This window comes from Nocardioides sp. (assembly GCF_044226765.1).
Taxonomy (GTDB): domain Bacteria; phylum Actinomycetota; class Actinomycetes; order Propionibacteriales; family Nocardioidaceae; genus Nocardioides.
Window position 1 is genome coordinate 382,477 of the sequence record NZ_JBGAGJ010000003.1, and the last position, 14,312, is coordinate 396,788.

At 71.9% G+C, this 14,312-nt stretch carries 13 protein-coding genes and 1 tRNA gene; 11 read left to right on the top strand and 3 right to left on the bottom strand.

What is annotated here, in order from left to right; translation table 11 throughout:
- Positions 1–207 precede the first annotated feature (207 nt).
- Positions 208–2,793: an alpha-glucan family phosphorylase gene (glgP, locus tag ACILRH_RS09460; RefSeq protein WP_395692702.1), complete on the top strand. Its 2,586-nt coding sequence runs from the start codon at positions 208–210 to the stop codon at positions 2,791–2,793.
- Between the two features lie 75 nt (positions 2,794–2,868).
- Here the strand turns inward: glgP and glgX are convergent, their stop codons facing one another.
- Positions 2,869–5,022 (bottom strand): glycogen debranching protein GlgX, encoded by a 2,154-nt coding sequence (glgX, locus tag ACILRH_RS09465; RefSeq protein WP_395692704.1) that lies wholly within the window; start codon positions 5,020–5,022, stop codon positions 2,869–2,871.
- Positions 5,023–5,100: 78 nt separating this feature from the next.
- Between glgX and ACILRH_RS09470 the strand changes: the two genes are divergently transcribed.
- The 4 genes from ACILRH_RS09470 to ACILRH_RS09485 all read left to right on the top strand — a co-directional run bounded on the left by ACILRH_RS09470 (position 5,101) and on the right by ACILRH_RS09485 (position 8,202).
- Complete coding sequence (locus ACILRH_RS09470) at positions 5,101–5,880, top strand: enoyl-CoA hydratase/isomerase family protein (protein WP_395692706.1); 780 nt, start codon at positions 5,101–5,103, stop codon at positions 5,878–5,880.
- Positions 5,881–5,963: 83 nt separating this feature from the next.
- Positions 5,964–6,311 carry a hypothetical protein gene (locus ACILRH_RS09475; protein WP_395692708.1) on the top strand — a complete coding sequence of 116 codons (348 nt, stop codon included), beginning with the start codon at positions 5,964–5,966 and terminating at the stop codon, positions 6,309–6,311.
- 116 nt (positions 6,312–6,427) lie between these two features.
- Positions 6,428–7,225, top strand: coding sequence for an electron transfer flavoprotein subunit beta/FixA family protein (locus ACILRH_RS09480; RefSeq protein ID WP_395692710.1), 798 nt, complete (start codon positions 6,428–6,430; stop codon positions 7,223–7,225).
- Between the two features lie 14 nt (positions 7,226–7,239).
- Positions 7,240–8,202 (top strand): electron transfer flavoprotein subunit alpha/FixB family protein, encoded by a 963-nt coding sequence (locus ACILRH_RS09485; protein WP_395692712.1) that lies wholly within the window; start codon positions 7,240–7,242, stop codon positions 8,200–8,202.
- A 246-nt stretch (positions 8,203–8,448) separates the two neighbouring features.
- On the opposite strand, the gene ACILRH_RS09490 is transcribed toward ACILRH_RS09485, so the two are convergent.
- Positions 8,449–9,912 carry a lysyl oxidase family protein gene (locus ACILRH_RS09490; RefSeq protein ID WP_395692714.1) on the bottom strand — a complete coding sequence of 488 codons (1,464 nt, stop codon included), beginning with the start codon at positions 9,910–9,912 and terminating at the stop codon, positions 8,449–8,451.
- A gap of 83 nt (positions 9,913–9,995) precedes the next feature.
- Here ACILRH_RS09490 and ACILRH_RS09495 point away from each other — a divergent pair, with 83 nt between their 5' ends.
- The 6 genes from ACILRH_RS09495 to ACILRH_RS09520 all read left to right on the top strand — a co-directional run bounded on the left by ACILRH_RS09495 (position 9,996) and on the right by ACILRH_RS09520 (position 13,311).
- Positions 9,996–11,240, top strand: a complete 1,245-nt coding sequence (locus tag ACILRH_RS09495) for a glutamate-5-semialdehyde dehydrogenase (protein ID WP_395692716.1) — start codon at positions 9,996–9,998, stop codon at positions 11,238–11,240.
- A gap of 19 nt (positions 11,241–11,259) precedes the next feature.
- Positions 11,260–11,409 (top strand): hypothetical protein, encoded by a 150-nt coding sequence (locus ACILRH_RS09500; RefSeq protein WP_395692718.1) that lies wholly within the window; start codon positions 11,260–11,262, stop codon positions 11,407–11,409.
- A 17-nt stretch (positions 11,410–11,426) separates the two neighbouring features.
- On the top strand, positions 11,427–12,038 hold the full coding sequence (nadD, locus tag ACILRH_RS09505; protein WP_395692720.1) for a nicotinate-nucleotide adenylyltransferase: 612 nt from the start codon (positions 11,427–11,429) through the stop codon (positions 12,036–12,038).
- Positions 12,035–12,412 (top strand): ribosome silencing factor, encoded by a 378-nt coding sequence (gene rsfS / locus ACILRH_RS09510; protein WP_395692722.1) that lies wholly within the window; start codon positions 12,035–12,037, stop codon positions 12,410–12,412. Before nadD ends, rsfS begins: the two co-directional genes overlap by 4 nt.
- Positions 12,402–13,034: a histidine phosphatase family protein gene (locus ACILRH_RS09515; protein WP_395692724.1), complete on the top strand. Its 633-nt coding sequence runs from the start codon at positions 12,402–12,404 to the stop codon at positions 13,032–13,034. The genes rsfS and ACILRH_RS09515 overlap by 11 nt, the downstream gene beginning before the upstream one ends.
- A 201-nt stretch (positions 13,035–13,235) precedes the next feature.
- Positions 13,236–13,311: transfer RNA gene (locus ACILRH_RS09520), tRNA-Ala, on the top strand.
- A gap of 207 nt (positions 13,312–13,518) precedes the next feature.
- Here ACILRH_RS09520 and ACILRH_RS09525 read toward each other — a convergent pair.
- Positions 13,519–14,220, bottom strand: coding sequence for an ANTAR domain-containing protein (locus ACILRH_RS09525; RefSeq protein ID WP_395692726.1), 702 nt, complete (start codon positions 14,218–14,220; stop codon positions 13,519–13,521).
- Positions 14,221–14,312 lie beyond the last annotated feature (92 nt).

Below are 14,312 nucleotides of genomic sequence, written 5' to 3' on the forward strand. Positions count from 1 at the left end.
GCGAGCGTGCAGAGGGGGTCGGCAAGTGCTGTCCAGCCGTGCTGCGCCGACGTCCCACGCCGTACCCGCCGTGGTGCGGGGGAAACCAGCCAGGTCCACGTCGTGGGCGCCCGCGTCGATCCGGCGGGCCGGGCTCCGGACGAATTCGCGCAAACGTTTTCGGCCGATCCTTTGATCGTTCAAACGACCTCGGCGTATCGTCCGCGTGTGCGTGCTATCCGTCGATTCACCGTCCGCCCCGTCCTCCCGCCGGAGCTCGCCGGCCTGGGGGAGCTCGCCGGCAACCTGCGCTGGTCCTGGCACCCCGAGAGCCAGGACGTCTTCGAGCAGGTCGATGCCGAGCTGTGGGCGCGCACCGGTCGCGACCCGGTCAAGCTGCTCGGCGCCGTCGGCCGGCCCCGGCTGGCCGAGCTCGCCGGCGACGCCGCGTTCCTCGAGCAGCTCCACGGTGTCCGGGACGACCTCGAGCGCTACCTGACCGGTGACCGCTGGTACCAGCGGCGGACCGCGGCGGGGGAGCAGCTCCCGGAGGCGATCGCCTACTTCTCCCCGGAGTTCGGGATCACCTCCGTGCTGCCGCAGTACTCCGGCGGCCTCGGCATCCTCGCCGGCGACCACCTCAAGGCGGCCAGCGACCTCGGCGTCCCGATCATCGGCGTCGGCCTGCTCTACAAGCACGGCTACTTCAAGCAGTCGCTGTCCCGCGAGGGCTGGCAGCAGGAGACCTACCCGGTCCTGGACCCCGACGGCCTGCCCCTGTCGCTCCTGCACGAGGAGAACGGCGCCCGGGTGAGCATCTCGATCGCCCTGCCGGACGGCCCCGACCTGCTGGCGCGCGTCTGGGTCGCCAGCGTCGGCCGGGTCCCGCTGCTCATGCTCGACACGGAGGTGGAGGCCAACCCCGACCACTACCGCGACGTCACGGACCGGTTGTACGGCGGCAACAGCGAGCACCGGCTGCGCCAGGAGCTGCTCCTCGGCATCGGCGGGGTCCGGGCGATCCGCGCCTACTGCCGCATCACCGGCCACCCCGCGCCCGAGGTCTTCCACACCAACGAGGGCCACGCGGGCTTCCTCGGGCTCGAGCGGATCCGCGAGCTCACGGTGGCCGCCGGCGGGCCCCAGCTCGACCTCGACACCGCGATCGAGGTGAGCCGGTCGTCCACCGTCTTCACGACCCACACGCCGGTGCCGGCGGGCATCGACCGCTTCCCCCAGACCCTGGTGGAGCAGTACTTCAGCGAGGCGGGGCCGGTGCCCGGCGTACCCGTGGAGCGGATCCTCGCCCTCGGCACCGAGGACTACGAGGGCGGCGACCCGTCGGTCTTCAACATGGCTGTCATGGGCTTCCGGCTGGCGCAGCGCGCCAACGGCGTCTCGCAGCTGCACGGTGAGGTCAGCCGCAGCATGTTCAGCGGGCTCTGGCCCGCCTTCGACGTCACCGACGTGCCGATCGGCTCGATCACCAACGGCGTGCACGCGCCGACCTGGGTCGCCCGCGAGATGTTCGACATGGCCGCGGGCCACGGCGCGGACCGCGACTCCGACGACGCCGACGCCTTCTGGGCCGCGGTCGACAAGGTCCCCGGCGGGGAGGTCTGGGCGACCAAGCGCGTGCTGCGCGAGAAGCTGGTGCAGGACGCCCGGCGGCGGCTGCGCAAGTCGTGGGAGAAGCGCGGGGCGGCCCGCGCCGAGCTGAAGTGGATCGACAACGCCCTGGACCCCGAGGTCCTGACGATCGGGTTCGCGCGGCGCGCCGCGTCGTACAAGCGGCTCACGCTGATGATGCGCGACCCCGAGCGCCTCAAGTCGCTGCTGCTGCACCCCGAGCGGCCGATCCAGCTCGTGATCGCCGGCAAGGCGCACCCCGCCGACGACGGCGGCAAGAAGCTGATCCAGGACATCGTCCGGCTCTCCGACGACCCGCAGATCCGGCACCGGATCGTCTTCCTGCCCAACTACGACATCGCGATGGCCCAGCCGCTCTACCCCGGCTGCGACGTGTGGCTCAACAACCCGCTGCGGCCGTACGAGGCCTGCGGGACGTCCGGCATGAAGGCCGCCCTCAACGGCGGGCTGAACCTGTCGGTGCTCGACGGCTGGTGGGACGAGTGGTACGACGGCGACAACGGCTGGGCGATCCCGACCGCCGACGGCGTCGAGGACGTCGACCACCGCGACGACCTCGAGGCGGAGGCCCTCTACGACCTGATCGAGAAGGAGGTCGCGCCCCGCTTCTACGACGTCGACGCCGAGGGTGTGCCGACCCGCTGGCTGGAGATGACCCGGCACACGCTGAAGTCGCTGGGCCCCAAGGTGCTCGCCACCCGGATGGTGAGCGACTACGTGCGCAAGCTCTACGCCCCTGCCGCGATCACCGCGCACCGGCTCAACACCGACTACGCCGGTGCCGCCGGCCTCGCCGCCTGGAAGAAGCGGATCAAGGCCGGGTGGGAGCACGTCCGGGTCGAGCACGTCGAGAGCAGCGGCGTCGGTGACGCTCCCGAGGTCGGCGACCGCATGAACGTGCGCGCCTTCGTGGCGCTGGGGGACCTCTCCCCGGAGGACGTCGACGTCCAGCTGGTCTACGGGCGCAGCAACGCCGAGGACGACCTGCTCGACACCGGCATCGAGTCGCTCGCGGTCGCGGAGAGCTACGAGGGCGGGCGGCACCGGTTCGACGTCGAGCACGTCCTCGACCACGCCGGCGCCTTCGGCTACACCGTCCGCGTCGTCCCGCACAACGACCTGCTGGTCTCCCCGGCCGAGCTCGGCGTCGTCGCCCTGCCGTAACGCCGAGTCGGCGCTACTGCCGGCCTCTGAGGTGCCGAGTCGGCGCTACTTGCCTGCAGTGGCGCCGACTCGCGGTTACGTCTCGCGGAAGACGACGACGGTGCGGCGGCCGATCGAGAGCCGGTCACCGGCCTTGACGTGGGTGCCGACGGGAAGGCGGCTGTCGGTCGAGAGCACGATCTCCCCGGTCTGCACCCAGTCGTTCTCGGGCAGCTCGATGCGCTGGGGGAGCCAGTCGGAGTTGAACCAGATCATGAACGACCGGTCGACCTGCTGCTCGCCGCGCGGCCCGGGGGCGCGCAGCGGTGAGCCCGAGACGAACATCCCGATCGCGCGCAGCGTCGGGTCGTTCCAGTCGTCACCGGTCATCTCGCGGCCCGTCGGGTGCAGCCAGGCCAGGTCCTTGGGCCCGCCCCGGATCGTCGGCCGGCCCTCGAACCAGTGCCGCTGCCGCAGGGCCGGGTGCTCGCGCCGCAGCCGCAGCGCGGTCTTGGTGACCTCGTAGACGTCGAGCCAGGCGTCGTCGGGCCGCCAGTCGACCCAGGAGATCTCGTTGTCCTGCGCGTACGCGTTGTTGTTGCCGCGCTGGGTGCGGCCCCGCTCGTCGCCGGCGGTGATCATCGGGACCCCGTTGGACAGGCACAGGGTCGCCATCATGTTGGCCGCCTGGCGCCGCCGCACCACCTGCAGTGCCGGGTCGTCCGACTCGCCCTCCGTGCCGTGGTTCCACGAGCGGTTGTTGTCGGTGCCGTCGCGGTTGTCCTCCCCGTTGGCCTCGTTGTGCTTCTGCTCGTAGGAGACCAGGTCGCGCAGCGTGAACCCGTCGTGCGCGGTGAGGAAGTTGATCGACGCGTACGGCGACCGCCCGTCGTCGAGGTAGAGGTCGGACGAGCCGGCGAGCCGGGTGGCGACGGTGCGGATGCCGCTGGTGTGGTTGCGCCAGAAGTCGCGGATCTCGTCGCGGTACTGGTCGTTCCACTCCACCCACGGCGGCGGGAACTCGCCCACTCGGTAGCCGTCCATCGAGGCGTCCCACGGCTCCGCGATCAGCTTGACGTGCCGCAGCACCGGGTCCTGCCCGATCGCCGTGACGAGGTGGCTGCTCATGTCGACGTGGTGGTTGACCCGGGTCAGCGCCGACATCAGGTCGAACCGGAAGCCGTCGACGTGCATCTCGGTGGCCCAGTAGCGCAGCGAGTCGAGGATCAGCCGCAGCGCGCCGGGGTTGGAGGCGTTGACGGTGTTGCCGCAGCCGGTGACGTCCCAGTAGCTGTCCTGGTAGGGCGCCGACGGCACGCCGTCCCCGACGCGGCAGTAGAAGCCGCGGTCGTCGAGTCCGCGGAAGGACAGCGTCGGCCCGTCGGCGCCGGCCTCGGCGGTGTGGTTGTAGACGACGTCGAGGATGACCTCGAGGCCGGCCGCGTGGAACGCCTTGACCATCTGCTTGAACTCGGTCACCTGCTGCCCACCGTCGCCGGAGGCGGAGTAGGCGTGGTGCGGCGCGAAGAACCCGATCGAGTTGTAGCCCCAGTAGTTGCAGAGCCCCCGCTCCACCAGGCTCCGCTCGGAGACGAACTGGTGCACCGGCAGCAGCTCCACGGCGGTCACGCCGAGGTCCTTGAGGTAGTCGATGACCGCCGGCGTCGCCAGCCCGGCGTACGTCCCGCGCAGCTCCTCGGGCACCCGGTCGTGCAGCGCGGTCATCCCCTTGACGTGGAGCTCGTAGACGACCGTGTCGCGCCAGCGGTACCGCAGCGGAGGATCGTCGCCCCAGTCGAAGGTCTCGTCGACGACCACGCTCCGCGGGACGTACGGCGCGGAGTCCGCGTCGCTCATCCGGGCGTGGTCGTGCTCGTCGTAGCCGTAGATCGCCGGGTCCGTGGTCAGGTCGCCGGAGACCGCCCGGGCGTAGGGGTCCAGCAGCAGCTTGTTGGGGTTGAACCGCAGCCCCTGGGTGGGGTCCCACGGACCGGCCACCCGGTAGCCGTAGCGCGTCCCGGGCCGCACGCCGGGGATGGCGCCGTGCCAGATGCCGAGCGCCTGCTCGGTGAGCCGGTGGCGCTGCTCGCCGCCCTCGTCGTCGAACAGGCACACCCACGCCGCCGTGGCCCGCGGTGCGTGCACCGCGAAGTTCGTCGACTCCTCCGACCACGTGGAGCCCAGCGGCCAGTTCCGGCCCGGCCACACGGACGCGCGCTCACCACGCGTTCGCCAGAGTCCGGGGGTCACCGGCCCATCATTCCCGATGCGGGCACAATGCGGGGAGGAATCCCAGCCAGGGAGCGACGACGTGGAGAGGCAGGACCGATGGGTGAGTTCGTGCGGCTGGAGGTCGCCGACGGGGTCGGCACGATCCGGCTGGACCGGCCGAAGATGAACGCCCTCAACGTGCAGGTCCAGGAGGAGATCCGCGCCGCGGCCACGGAGGCGACCGACCGTGACGACGTGAAGGCGGTCGTCCTCTACGGCGGTGAGCGGGTCTTCGCCGCCGGCGCGGACATCAAGGAGATGGCCGACATGTCGTACACCGACATGGTGAAGCGGTCGGGCCCCCTCCAGTCCTCGCTCGGCGCGGTCGCCCGGATCCCGAAGCCGGTGGTCGCGGCCGTGACCGGCTACGCCCTGGGCGGCGGCTGCGAGCTCGCCCTGTGTGCCGACGTGCGGTTCGCCGCGGAGGACGCCGTGCTCGGCCAGCCCGAGATCCTCCTCGGCATCATCCCCGGCGCCGGCGGCACCCAGCGGCTGACCCGCCTGGTCGGGCCGAGCAAGGCCAAGGACCTGGTCTTCACGGGTCGTTTCGTCAAGGCCGACGAGGCGCTCGCCATCGGACTCGTCGACCGGGTGCTGCCCGCCGACCAGGTGTACGCCGAGGCGGTGGCGTGGGCCCGTCAGTTCGCCGGCGCCGCGTCGTACGCCGTGCGTGCCGCGAAGGAGAGCATCGACCGCGGTCTCGAGGTCGATCTCGAGACCGGCCTGGAAATCGAGCGCCAGCAGTTCGCCGCCCTCTTCGCGACCGAGGACCGCAGCATCGGCATGCGGTCATTCGTCGAGAACGGCCCGGGCAAGGCGCAGTTCGAGGGTCGCTGACCGCGTCGGCCGTCGTGGCGCCGGTCACCCGAGGTTTGGGCCGGCCGCCGTTGTGCGATCCTCCCAGCGGGGAGGACGACGAGATGGGTGGACACGAGGTGGCGGACCGCAAAGCGGTGACGACGACCCCGGCGGGGTCGGTGCGGCTCCGGGTGGCACAGCTGGTCTGGCTGGCGGCGGTGGTGTGCGCGCTGTTCCTCGCGGTCGGCGCGCTGCTGATCGCGCTGGACGCGAACCGGGACAACGCGCTGGTGCGGTTCGTGCTCGACGTCGCCGACGCCCTCGACCTCGACGTCTTCTCGCGCAGCAACGGCGTCTTCACCTTCGACGGCGCGGACGCGGCGACCAAGAACGCCCTGGCGAACTGGGGCATCGCGGCGATCGCCTACCTGGTCGTGGGGCGGGTCCTCGAGCGCATCATCCGGCCGTGACCGTGACAGCGTCGCTGTGACGCATCCGACCCTCGGCCGTGTTTCGACCCTCGTGACGCGACGGTAACCTCGCCTCGAACCCGAGTGCACAGGAGGGGCCGACCGGCCACACCACCATGAACATTGTCGTCTGTGTGAAGTACGTCCCCGACGCGACTGCCGACCGGCACTTCGAGTCGGACAACACCGTGGACCGCGTCGGCGTCGACGGGCTGCTGTCCGAGCTCGACGAGTACGCCGTGGAGCAGGCCCTCCAGCTGAAGGAGAAGGCCGGCGACGACACCGTCGTCACGGCGCTGTGCGTGGGCCCGGAGAAGGCCGTCGACGCGGTGCGCAAGGCGCTGCAGATGGGCGCCGACCAGGGCATCCACGTCTCCGACGAGGCGATCGCGGGCTCCGACTACGCCGCCACCTCGCTGGTGCTGGCCAAGGCGGTCGAGAAGGCCGGCGCGGAGAAGAAGGTCGATCTCGTCGTCTGCGGCATGGCCTCGACCGACGGCGTGGGCGGCGTGCTGCCGGCCATGGTCGCCGAGCGGCTCGGCCTCCCGCAGGTCACGCTCGCCTCGGTCATCGAGACCCAGGGCGACCAGGTGCGCATCAAGCGTGACGGCGACACCGCCACCGAGGTCATCGGCGGCACCATGCCGCTGGTGCTCTCGGTCACCGACCAGTCCGGCGAGGCCCGCTACCCGTCGTTCAAGGGGATCATGGCCGCGAAGAAGAAGCCGCTGGAGACCTGGTCGCTGGCCGACCTCGGCGTCGACGCCGGCCAGGTCGGCCTGGGCGCCGCGTGGACCGCGGTCGAGGAGACCGCCGCCCGCCCGCCGCGCACCGCCGGCGAGATCGTCAAGGACGAGGACGGCTCGGGCGCCACGGCGCTGACCGAGTTCCTCGCCTCGAAGAAGTTCATCTGAGGAGCGTTGCGCTGATGTCTGAAGTTCTGGTTCTCATCGACCACGTCGACGGCGCGGTCCGCAAGCCCACCTACGAGCTGCTCGCGATCGCCAAGCGCCTCGGCGAGCCGTCCGCGGTCTACATCGGCCCGGCCGACCAGGCCGCCGCCGCGACCGAGAAGGTGAAGGCCTACGGCGCGGAGAAGGTGTACGTCGTCGACGACTCCCAGGTGAAGGGCTACCTCGTGGCTCCCAAGGCCGAGGTGCTCGCCCAGCTGGCCGAGAAGTCGTCCCCCGCTGCGATCCTGATCCCGTCGACCTCGGAGGGCAAGGAGATCGGTGCCCGCCTGTCGATCAAGATCGAGTCGGGCCTGATCACCGACGCGGTGGACGTGCAGGCCGGCGACGGCGGCCCGGTCGCCACCCAGTCCGTGTTCGCCGGCAACTACACGCTGACGGGCAAGGTCACCCACGGCACCCCGATCATCACGGTCAAGCCCAACGCCGCCGCTCCCGAGGAGGGTGCGGGCGCCGGGGCGGTGGAGCAGGTCACCCCGACCATCTCCGACGCCGCCAAGACCGCGCAGATCGTGGCCTCCCAGCCGCGCCAGGCGACCGGCCGCCCCGAGCTGACCGAGGCCGCCATCGTCGTCTCCGGCGGTCGTGGCACCGGCGGCGACTTCGCCCCGATCGAGGGCCTCGCCGACGCCCTCGGCGGCGCCGTGGGCGCCTCGCGTGCCGCGGTCGACTCCGGCTGGATCGCGCACACCTTCCAGATCGGCCAGACCGGCAAGACCGTGTCGCCGCAGCTCTACGTCGCCTCCGGCATCTCCGGCGCGATCCAGCACCGCGCCGGCATGCAGACCTCCAAGACCATCGTCGCGGTCAACAAGGACGAGGAGGCGCCGATCTTCGAGCTCGTCGACTTCGGCGTCGTGGGCGACCTCACCACGGTCCTCCCGAAGGCCACCGAGGAGATCAACAAGCGCAAGGGCTGACCAGCAGGTCACGCGGAGGCCGGCGGGGGAGCACCCCACCGGCCTCTGTGCTGCTCGGCCTCGGTGCTGCTTCATCAAGGTATGCAGGTGAACCTGCACTTCCCACGGTGGGCAAGCCGTGGGATGTGCAGGTTCGACCACAGACCTTGATGAAACTGCGACGGACGTGAGCGACGGACGTGAGCGACGGACGTGAGCGACGGACGTGAGCACCGAACCGGACGGGGGCCGACCTGTGGGGGACGGTCAGCCGACGCCGCCGTACCCCTCCTCGGAGACCAGCCCGACCTGGGGGACGGTGAGGGTGCGGTGCGCGGGGGTGCCGCCGAGGCGGATCCGGCGCAGCGCCACGTTGTTGCTCGTCGAGGACTCCACGAGCCGGTGCTCGGGGTTCGCGACGACCGCGACGTAGTAGGTGCCGTTGGGCAGGTCGGCGACCGGGAAGGACTGCCCCGCCCGCGACTGGGTGTAGGTGTCGCCCCAGCCCGACACCAGCACCTCGCGGATCGACAGCGAGGAGTGGTCGCCGCAGGACGTCGCCAGGTCGGTGTTCTCCGGCCGCCAGTCGGCACCGGGGACGGTGCCGTCGACCGAGTCCGTGTTGGCCAGGCAGAACGCCTCCTTCTTCGACCGGGTCACCTCGGACTTGTCGGCGTTCAGCAGCGAGTAGCGGGCGAAGTCCTCGAAGTGCCAGTGCTGGTGGGACGGGCGTGCGTCCCACTCCATCTGGCCCACCGGCTGGTAGCCGGTCTGCTCGCCCTGCGCGTCGAAGAAGTACTGGTAGGCATCCATCTCGTCGCGGCCGCGGTGCCGGAAGCCGTCCACGACCAGCGGGCTGTCGCCGGCGTTCCAGACGGTGGCGGAGAAGCGGAGGTAGGCGCCGCTCTTCGACAGAGACAGGCCCCAGGCAGGCAGCGAGCGCAGGTCCGGCTCGGGCCCCGCCTCGTCGGTGCGACCGACCGGACCCGTCGGCGGCCGGGTCGCGGGCCGCAGGGAGGACGGGCGGCGCGCGGTGGTCGCGCTGTCGACCTCACCCTGGTCCGGCTTCACCACCCGCAGCCGGATCGTCCGGGTCGCCTGGTCGGGGGAGAGGCCGAACGTGCGGGCGTACGCCGGCCGGACCGTCGCGGTGACGGTGTAGCGGCCCGGACCGATCCGCAGGGGCCGGTCCTGGCCGAGCACCGGGGTCGCCCAGCCGGCCTGCACGCCCTGGACCGAGCCGAGGCTGTAGGGGTTGTACCAGCACCCCATCGGGTAGGGCGACCGGGCGGAGGCTGTCGGGCGCACCCGCTCGGCGGCGCCGTTGAGGCAGCCCTTGCGGACCAGCTCGACGGTCTTCTCGCCCGCGCGAGCGGGGTCGATGGTGAGGTGGAGGAAGCCGCGGAGCCCGGAGAAGTCGGTCATCGACCCGCGCGGCAGCGGCACGTCGCCGTCGGGCGACCGCCACACCGTGCTGATCGGGTCCGCGTAGGACCCACGGTTGGACCACAGCTCGACCGGCGCGGCGCCCGCGACGACCCGGAGGCCGAGGTCGGTCCAGGTCCGCTGGCGGTAGGCGTAGGCGGTGACGGTCCCGGGCGCCCACAGGCGGAACGCCGGCGCCGCGGGTGCGGCCGGCTCCGCCGCCGTGGCCGGGGAGCCGGCCGGCGGGAGCGCAAGGAGCGGAGCAGCCAGCGCGAGGCCGGCGGCGAGACGAAGCGTTCGAGGCACAGTGGGACCCTTCCGGTGGTGAGCCTGACCACGGTACGACGCGGCCGACCCGCGATCGGTTGCCTCGCTCTAGGCTCGTTGCCATGACCAGTCCCGTGATCGCCGCCCAGCGGGCGCGTGAGGCGAGCCATCAGCTCGCGCTGGCGACCCGCGCGACCAAGGACGCGGCGCTGCACGCGATGGCCGACGCGCTGCTGGCCCGCGAGGCCGAGGTCCTGGCCGCCAACGCCGAGGACGTCGCCCGCGCCGAGGAGGGCGGCACGCCGGCCAACATCGTGGACCGCCTCCGGCTCACCCCCGAGCGGCTCGCCGGCATGGCGCAGGGGCTGAGGGAGGTCGCCGGGCTGCCCGACCCGGTCGGCGAGGTCGTGCGGGGCTCGACGCTCGCCAACGGCCTGGAGATGCGGCAGGTCCGCGTGCCCTTCGGGGTCGTCGGGATGATCTACGAGGCCCGCCCCAACGTCACCGCGGACGCCGCCGGCATCTGCCTGAAGTCGGGCAACGCGGTGCTCCTGCGCGGCAGCTCGAGCGCGCGGTCGAGCAACGAGGCGATCGTCGCCGCCCTGCGCGACGCCGTGGCCGCCTCCGGGCTGGACGCCGACGCCGTGCAGCTGGTGCCGGGCGACACCCATGACAGCGTCAAGGAGCTGATGCGGGCACGCGGCCACGTCGACGTGCTCATCCCGCGCGGTGGGGCCGGCCTGATCCGCTCGGTGGTCGAGGAGTCCACTGTGCCGGTCATCGAGACCGGCGTGGGCAACTGCCACGTCTACGTCGACCGCGCTGCCGACCTCGACAAGGCGCTCGCGATCGTGCTCAACGCCAAGACCCAGCGCACCAGCGTGTGCAACGCCGCCGAGTCGCTGCTGGTGCACGCCGCGGTGGCCGACGAGTTCCTGCCCCGGGTCGTCCTCGCCCTGCAGGACGCCGGGGTGACCGTGCACGGCGACGACGCGTTCTGCCGGTACGACGGCGTCGTGGCCGCCACCGACGACGACTGGGGCACCGAGTACCTCTCGCTCGACATCGCCGCGGCCGTCGTACCCGACCTGGACGCGGCCGTCCGTCACATCCGCCGCTGGTCCAGCCAGCACACCGAGGCCATCATGACCGAGGACCTCGGCGCCGCGCGCCGCTTCACGGCGGCCGTCGACTCGGCAGCCGTCCTCGTCAACGCCTCGACCAGGTTCACCGACGGCGGCGAGCTCGGGTTCGGTGCCGAGATCGGCATCAGCACCCAGAAGCTGCACGCCCGCGGGCCGATGGGGCTGCCCGAGATGACCTCGACGAAGTACGTGGTGACCGGCGACGGTCACGTCCGCGAGTAGGCCCGCTAGGCTGTCGCCCATGCTGACCCCGTTCGTCGTCGCCTTCGCCACCGAGGACGTCGTGATCGACACCCCGGACCCGTTCCTGATCGGCGGGATCGTGCTCGTCATCTTCCTGGCGCTCATCGGAGCGCTGCTGGCCTTCGGCAAGGGACGCGAGCACAGCTGAGCGCCACCGACGAGCACGTGCCCGGAGCCCGCCGGATCGGGGTGATGGGCGGCACGTTCGACCCCATCCACCACGGCCACCTCGTGGCCGCGTCCGAGGTGCAGTCCTGGTTCGACCTCGACGAGGTCGTGTTCGTCCCCACCGGCGACCCGTGGCAGAAGTCCGACCGGGTGGTCACCCCCGCGGAGCACCGCTACCTGATGACCGTCATCGCGACGGCGGCCAACCCCCGGTTCACGGTGTCGCGCGTCGACATCGACCGGCAGGGTCCGACGTACACGATCGACACGCTGCGCGACCTGCGCACGGCGCTCCCGGACGCCGAGCTGTACTTCATCACCGGGGCCGACGCGCTGGGGGAGATCTTCACCTGGCGTGACGCGGCCGAGCTGTTCGAGCTCGCCCGGTTCGTGGGGTGCACCCGTCCGGGGTACACCATGGACGTGGACACCCTGGGCAGCATCCCGGCCGAGCGGGTCACCATGGTCGAGATCCCGGCCCTGGCGATCTCCTCCACCGACTGCCGCGAGCGCTCCCGCCGCGGCGAGCCGGTCTGGTACCTCGTGCCCGACGGGGTGGTCCAGTACATCGCCAAGCACGACCTCTACCCGAAGGACACCTCCGCATGACCGCCACCGAGCACGCCCTGGAGCTGGTGCGCGCCGCCGCGCGCGCCGCGTCGGACAAGCTCGCCCAGCAGATCGTCGCCTTCGACGTCAGCGACCAGCTCGCGATCACCGACGCGTTCCTGCTGGCCTCCGCGACCAACGACCGCCAGGTCAAGGCCATCGTCGAGGAGGTCGAGGACAAGCTGCGCGAGATCGGGTCGAAGCCGATCCGCCGCGAGGGGGAGCGCGACGGCCGCTGGGTGCTGCTGGACTACGGCGAGATCGTCGTCCACGTGCAGCACGAGGAGGAGCGCCAGTTCTACGCGCTCGAGCGGCTCTGGCGGGACTGCCCGTCCATCCAGCTGCCCGCCGACGTCGTCTCCCATGACCGCTGACCCGGCGCCGCGGCGGCTGGTCCTCCTCCGGCACGGCCGGACCGCCTACAACGCCGCGCGCCGGATCCAGGGGCAGCGCGAGGTCGAGCTGGACGACACCGGCCACGCCCAGGCCGCGGCGGTCGCGCCGGTGCTCGCGGCGCTCGGCCCGTCGGCGCTGTGGTCCTCCGACAGCGCTCGGGCCCGGCAGACCGCGGCGTACCTGGCCAAGGAGAGCGGCCTGGAGCCGACGTACGACGCGCGCCTGCGCGAGCACTTCCTCGCCGAGCGGGAGGGGCTGACCCACGACGAGTACGCCGAGCTGGCCCCGGCCGAGTTCGCCGAGTTCGTCCGGGGCAACTTCGACGTGGTGCCCGGCGGCGAGAGCGCGGCCGTCGTCGCCGCGCGGATGGTCACGGCCCTCACCGAGCTCCTCGGTCTGCTGGCACCCGGCGAGCTCGCGGTGGCCGTCTCGCACGGCGCGGCCATCCGCGACACCGTGCCGGTCCTGCTGGGAGGCCGGGTCGAGCAGCGGGTCGCCCTCCACGGCCTGTCGAACTGCGCGTGGGTCGAGCTCGACCAGCCCGACCCGGCCGCCCCATGCCGGCTGGTCGCCTACAACCGGGTCGTCCTGGGGTCCTGATGCCGGCGGGTCGGCCGCCTGCTGGTTTACCCGGTCGACCGGGTAAACCGTTGCTTGTCGGCCAGAACTTCGGCCGACAAGCAACGGTTTTGGCCGACAAGTCCGGGCGGCGAGCCGGCACACCTCCCCGGATTCGCGTCGCCGGGAGCGGTTGGCTAGTATTCCGCGAGTTGCCGTCCCAGCGGGGAGGGTGACGGATCTGGGGCTGTGGCGCAGCTGGTAGCGCATCTGCATGGCATGCAGAGGGTCAGGGGTTCGAGTCCCCTCAGCTCCACCAGAGACACCGAGGGGCCCGGCGCAGCGCGCCGGGCCCTCGTCGTGAATGACGCCCGGTCGTGACGTGGAGGGACGGCCCGCCGGGTCCTCGGGAAGCCCGACGGGCCGTCTGCCCCCACCCTCACCCGTGGACGCGGCAGCGCCGGAGGGTCCCAGTGCTCCGGCTCCGGGGTCCCTGGTCACGCAGGGGCTGGTCCGGACGTACCGGTCAGGGGCGCAGGCCGAGGTGGACCACCGCGTTCGCGACGTCGCGCAGCGGGGCGCTGTTGCGGCGGGCGTGCGCCCGCAGGACCTGGAAGGCCTGGTCGACGGTGATCCCGCGCTCCCCGGCGATGACGCCCTTGGCCTGCTCGATGATCACCCGGCTGTCCAGCGCCTCCTGGAGCTGCTCGGCGGTCTGCCGCGCCTGGTCGAGCTGGGAGGCGTTCGCGATGTAGCCGGTCGCCATCGACGCCAGCAGTCCCGCCGTGTGGATCTCCTCCTCGGTCCACTCGTGCGGCCGGGTGTCGTAGAGGTCGAGCGCGCCGAGCCGGGCCGCGTTGAGCTGCAGGGGTACGGCGGCGATGGCGACGATCCCGCGACTGGACGCGGCCGCGGCGAGCGCCGGGTAGCGGTCGCGCTCGGCGGTCACGTCGGCCACGCAGACGGGCTCGCCGCTGCGGTAGACGTCGATGCACGGGCCGACCTGGTGGCGCTCCTGCACCTCCTCGATCGCGGCGATGTCCTCCGGCGCGGCCGTGACGAACGTGAGGGTGCCTGCCCGGGCGATCGACGTGCCGGCCCCGTGGATGCCGAGGATGGCGGTGGTCGACTCCACCAGGTCGTGCAGGGCGTCGCTGACGGGGTAGTCGGTCACCAGCGTCCGCGCGAACCGCGAGAGCTCGTCGACCAGCAGTGAACGGTCCGGCATCGTGCCTCCTGACCTGCGCGTACGTCGATCCTAGGAAGTCCGTCCGTGACTGCGGAGTGCTCATCGGGCCGGAGGTCCCGGGACTTTGGTCC

Excerpts from the sequence above, each read along its gene's own strand:
- ACILRH_RS09485 (WP_395692712.1), top strand. The coding sequence starts at position 7,240 with ATGTCTGAAGTTCTGGTTCTCATCGACCACGTCGACGGCGCGGTCCGC.
- ACILRH_RS09525 (WP_395692726.1), bottom strand. The coding sequence starts at position 14,220 with ATGCCGGACCGTTCACTGCTGGTCGACGAGCTCTCGCGGTTCGCGCGG.
- ACILRH_RS09515 (WP_395692724.1), top strand. The coding sequence starts at position 12,402 with ATGACCGCTGACCCGGCGCCGCGGCGGCTGGTCCTCCTCCGGCACGGC.
- ACILRH_RS09495 (WP_395692716.1), top strand. The coding sequence starts at position 9,996 with ATGACCAGTCCCGTGATCGCCGCCCAGCGGGCGCGTGAGGCGAGCCAT.
- ACILRH_RS09475 (WP_395692708.1), top strand. The coding sequence starts at position 5,964 with ATGGGTGGACACGAGGTGGCGGACCGCAAAGCGGTGACGACGACCCCG.
- ACILRH_RS09500 (WP_395692718.1), top strand. The coding sequence starts at position 11,260 with ATGCTGACCCCGTTCGTCGTCGCCTTCGCCACCGAGGACGTCGTGATC.
- ACILRH_RS09470 (WP_395692706.1), top strand. The coding sequence starts at position 5,101 with ATGGGTGAGTTCGTGCGGCTGGAGGTCGCCGACGGGGTCGGCACGATC.
- ACILRH_RS09480 (WP_395692710.1), top strand. The coding sequence starts at position 6,428 with ATGAACATTGTCGTCTGTGTGAAGTACGTCCCCGACGCGACTGCCGAC.
- rsfS (WP_395692722.1), top strand. The coding sequence starts at position 12,035 with ATGACCGCCACCGAGCACGCCCTGGAGCTGGTGCGCGCCGCCGCGCGC.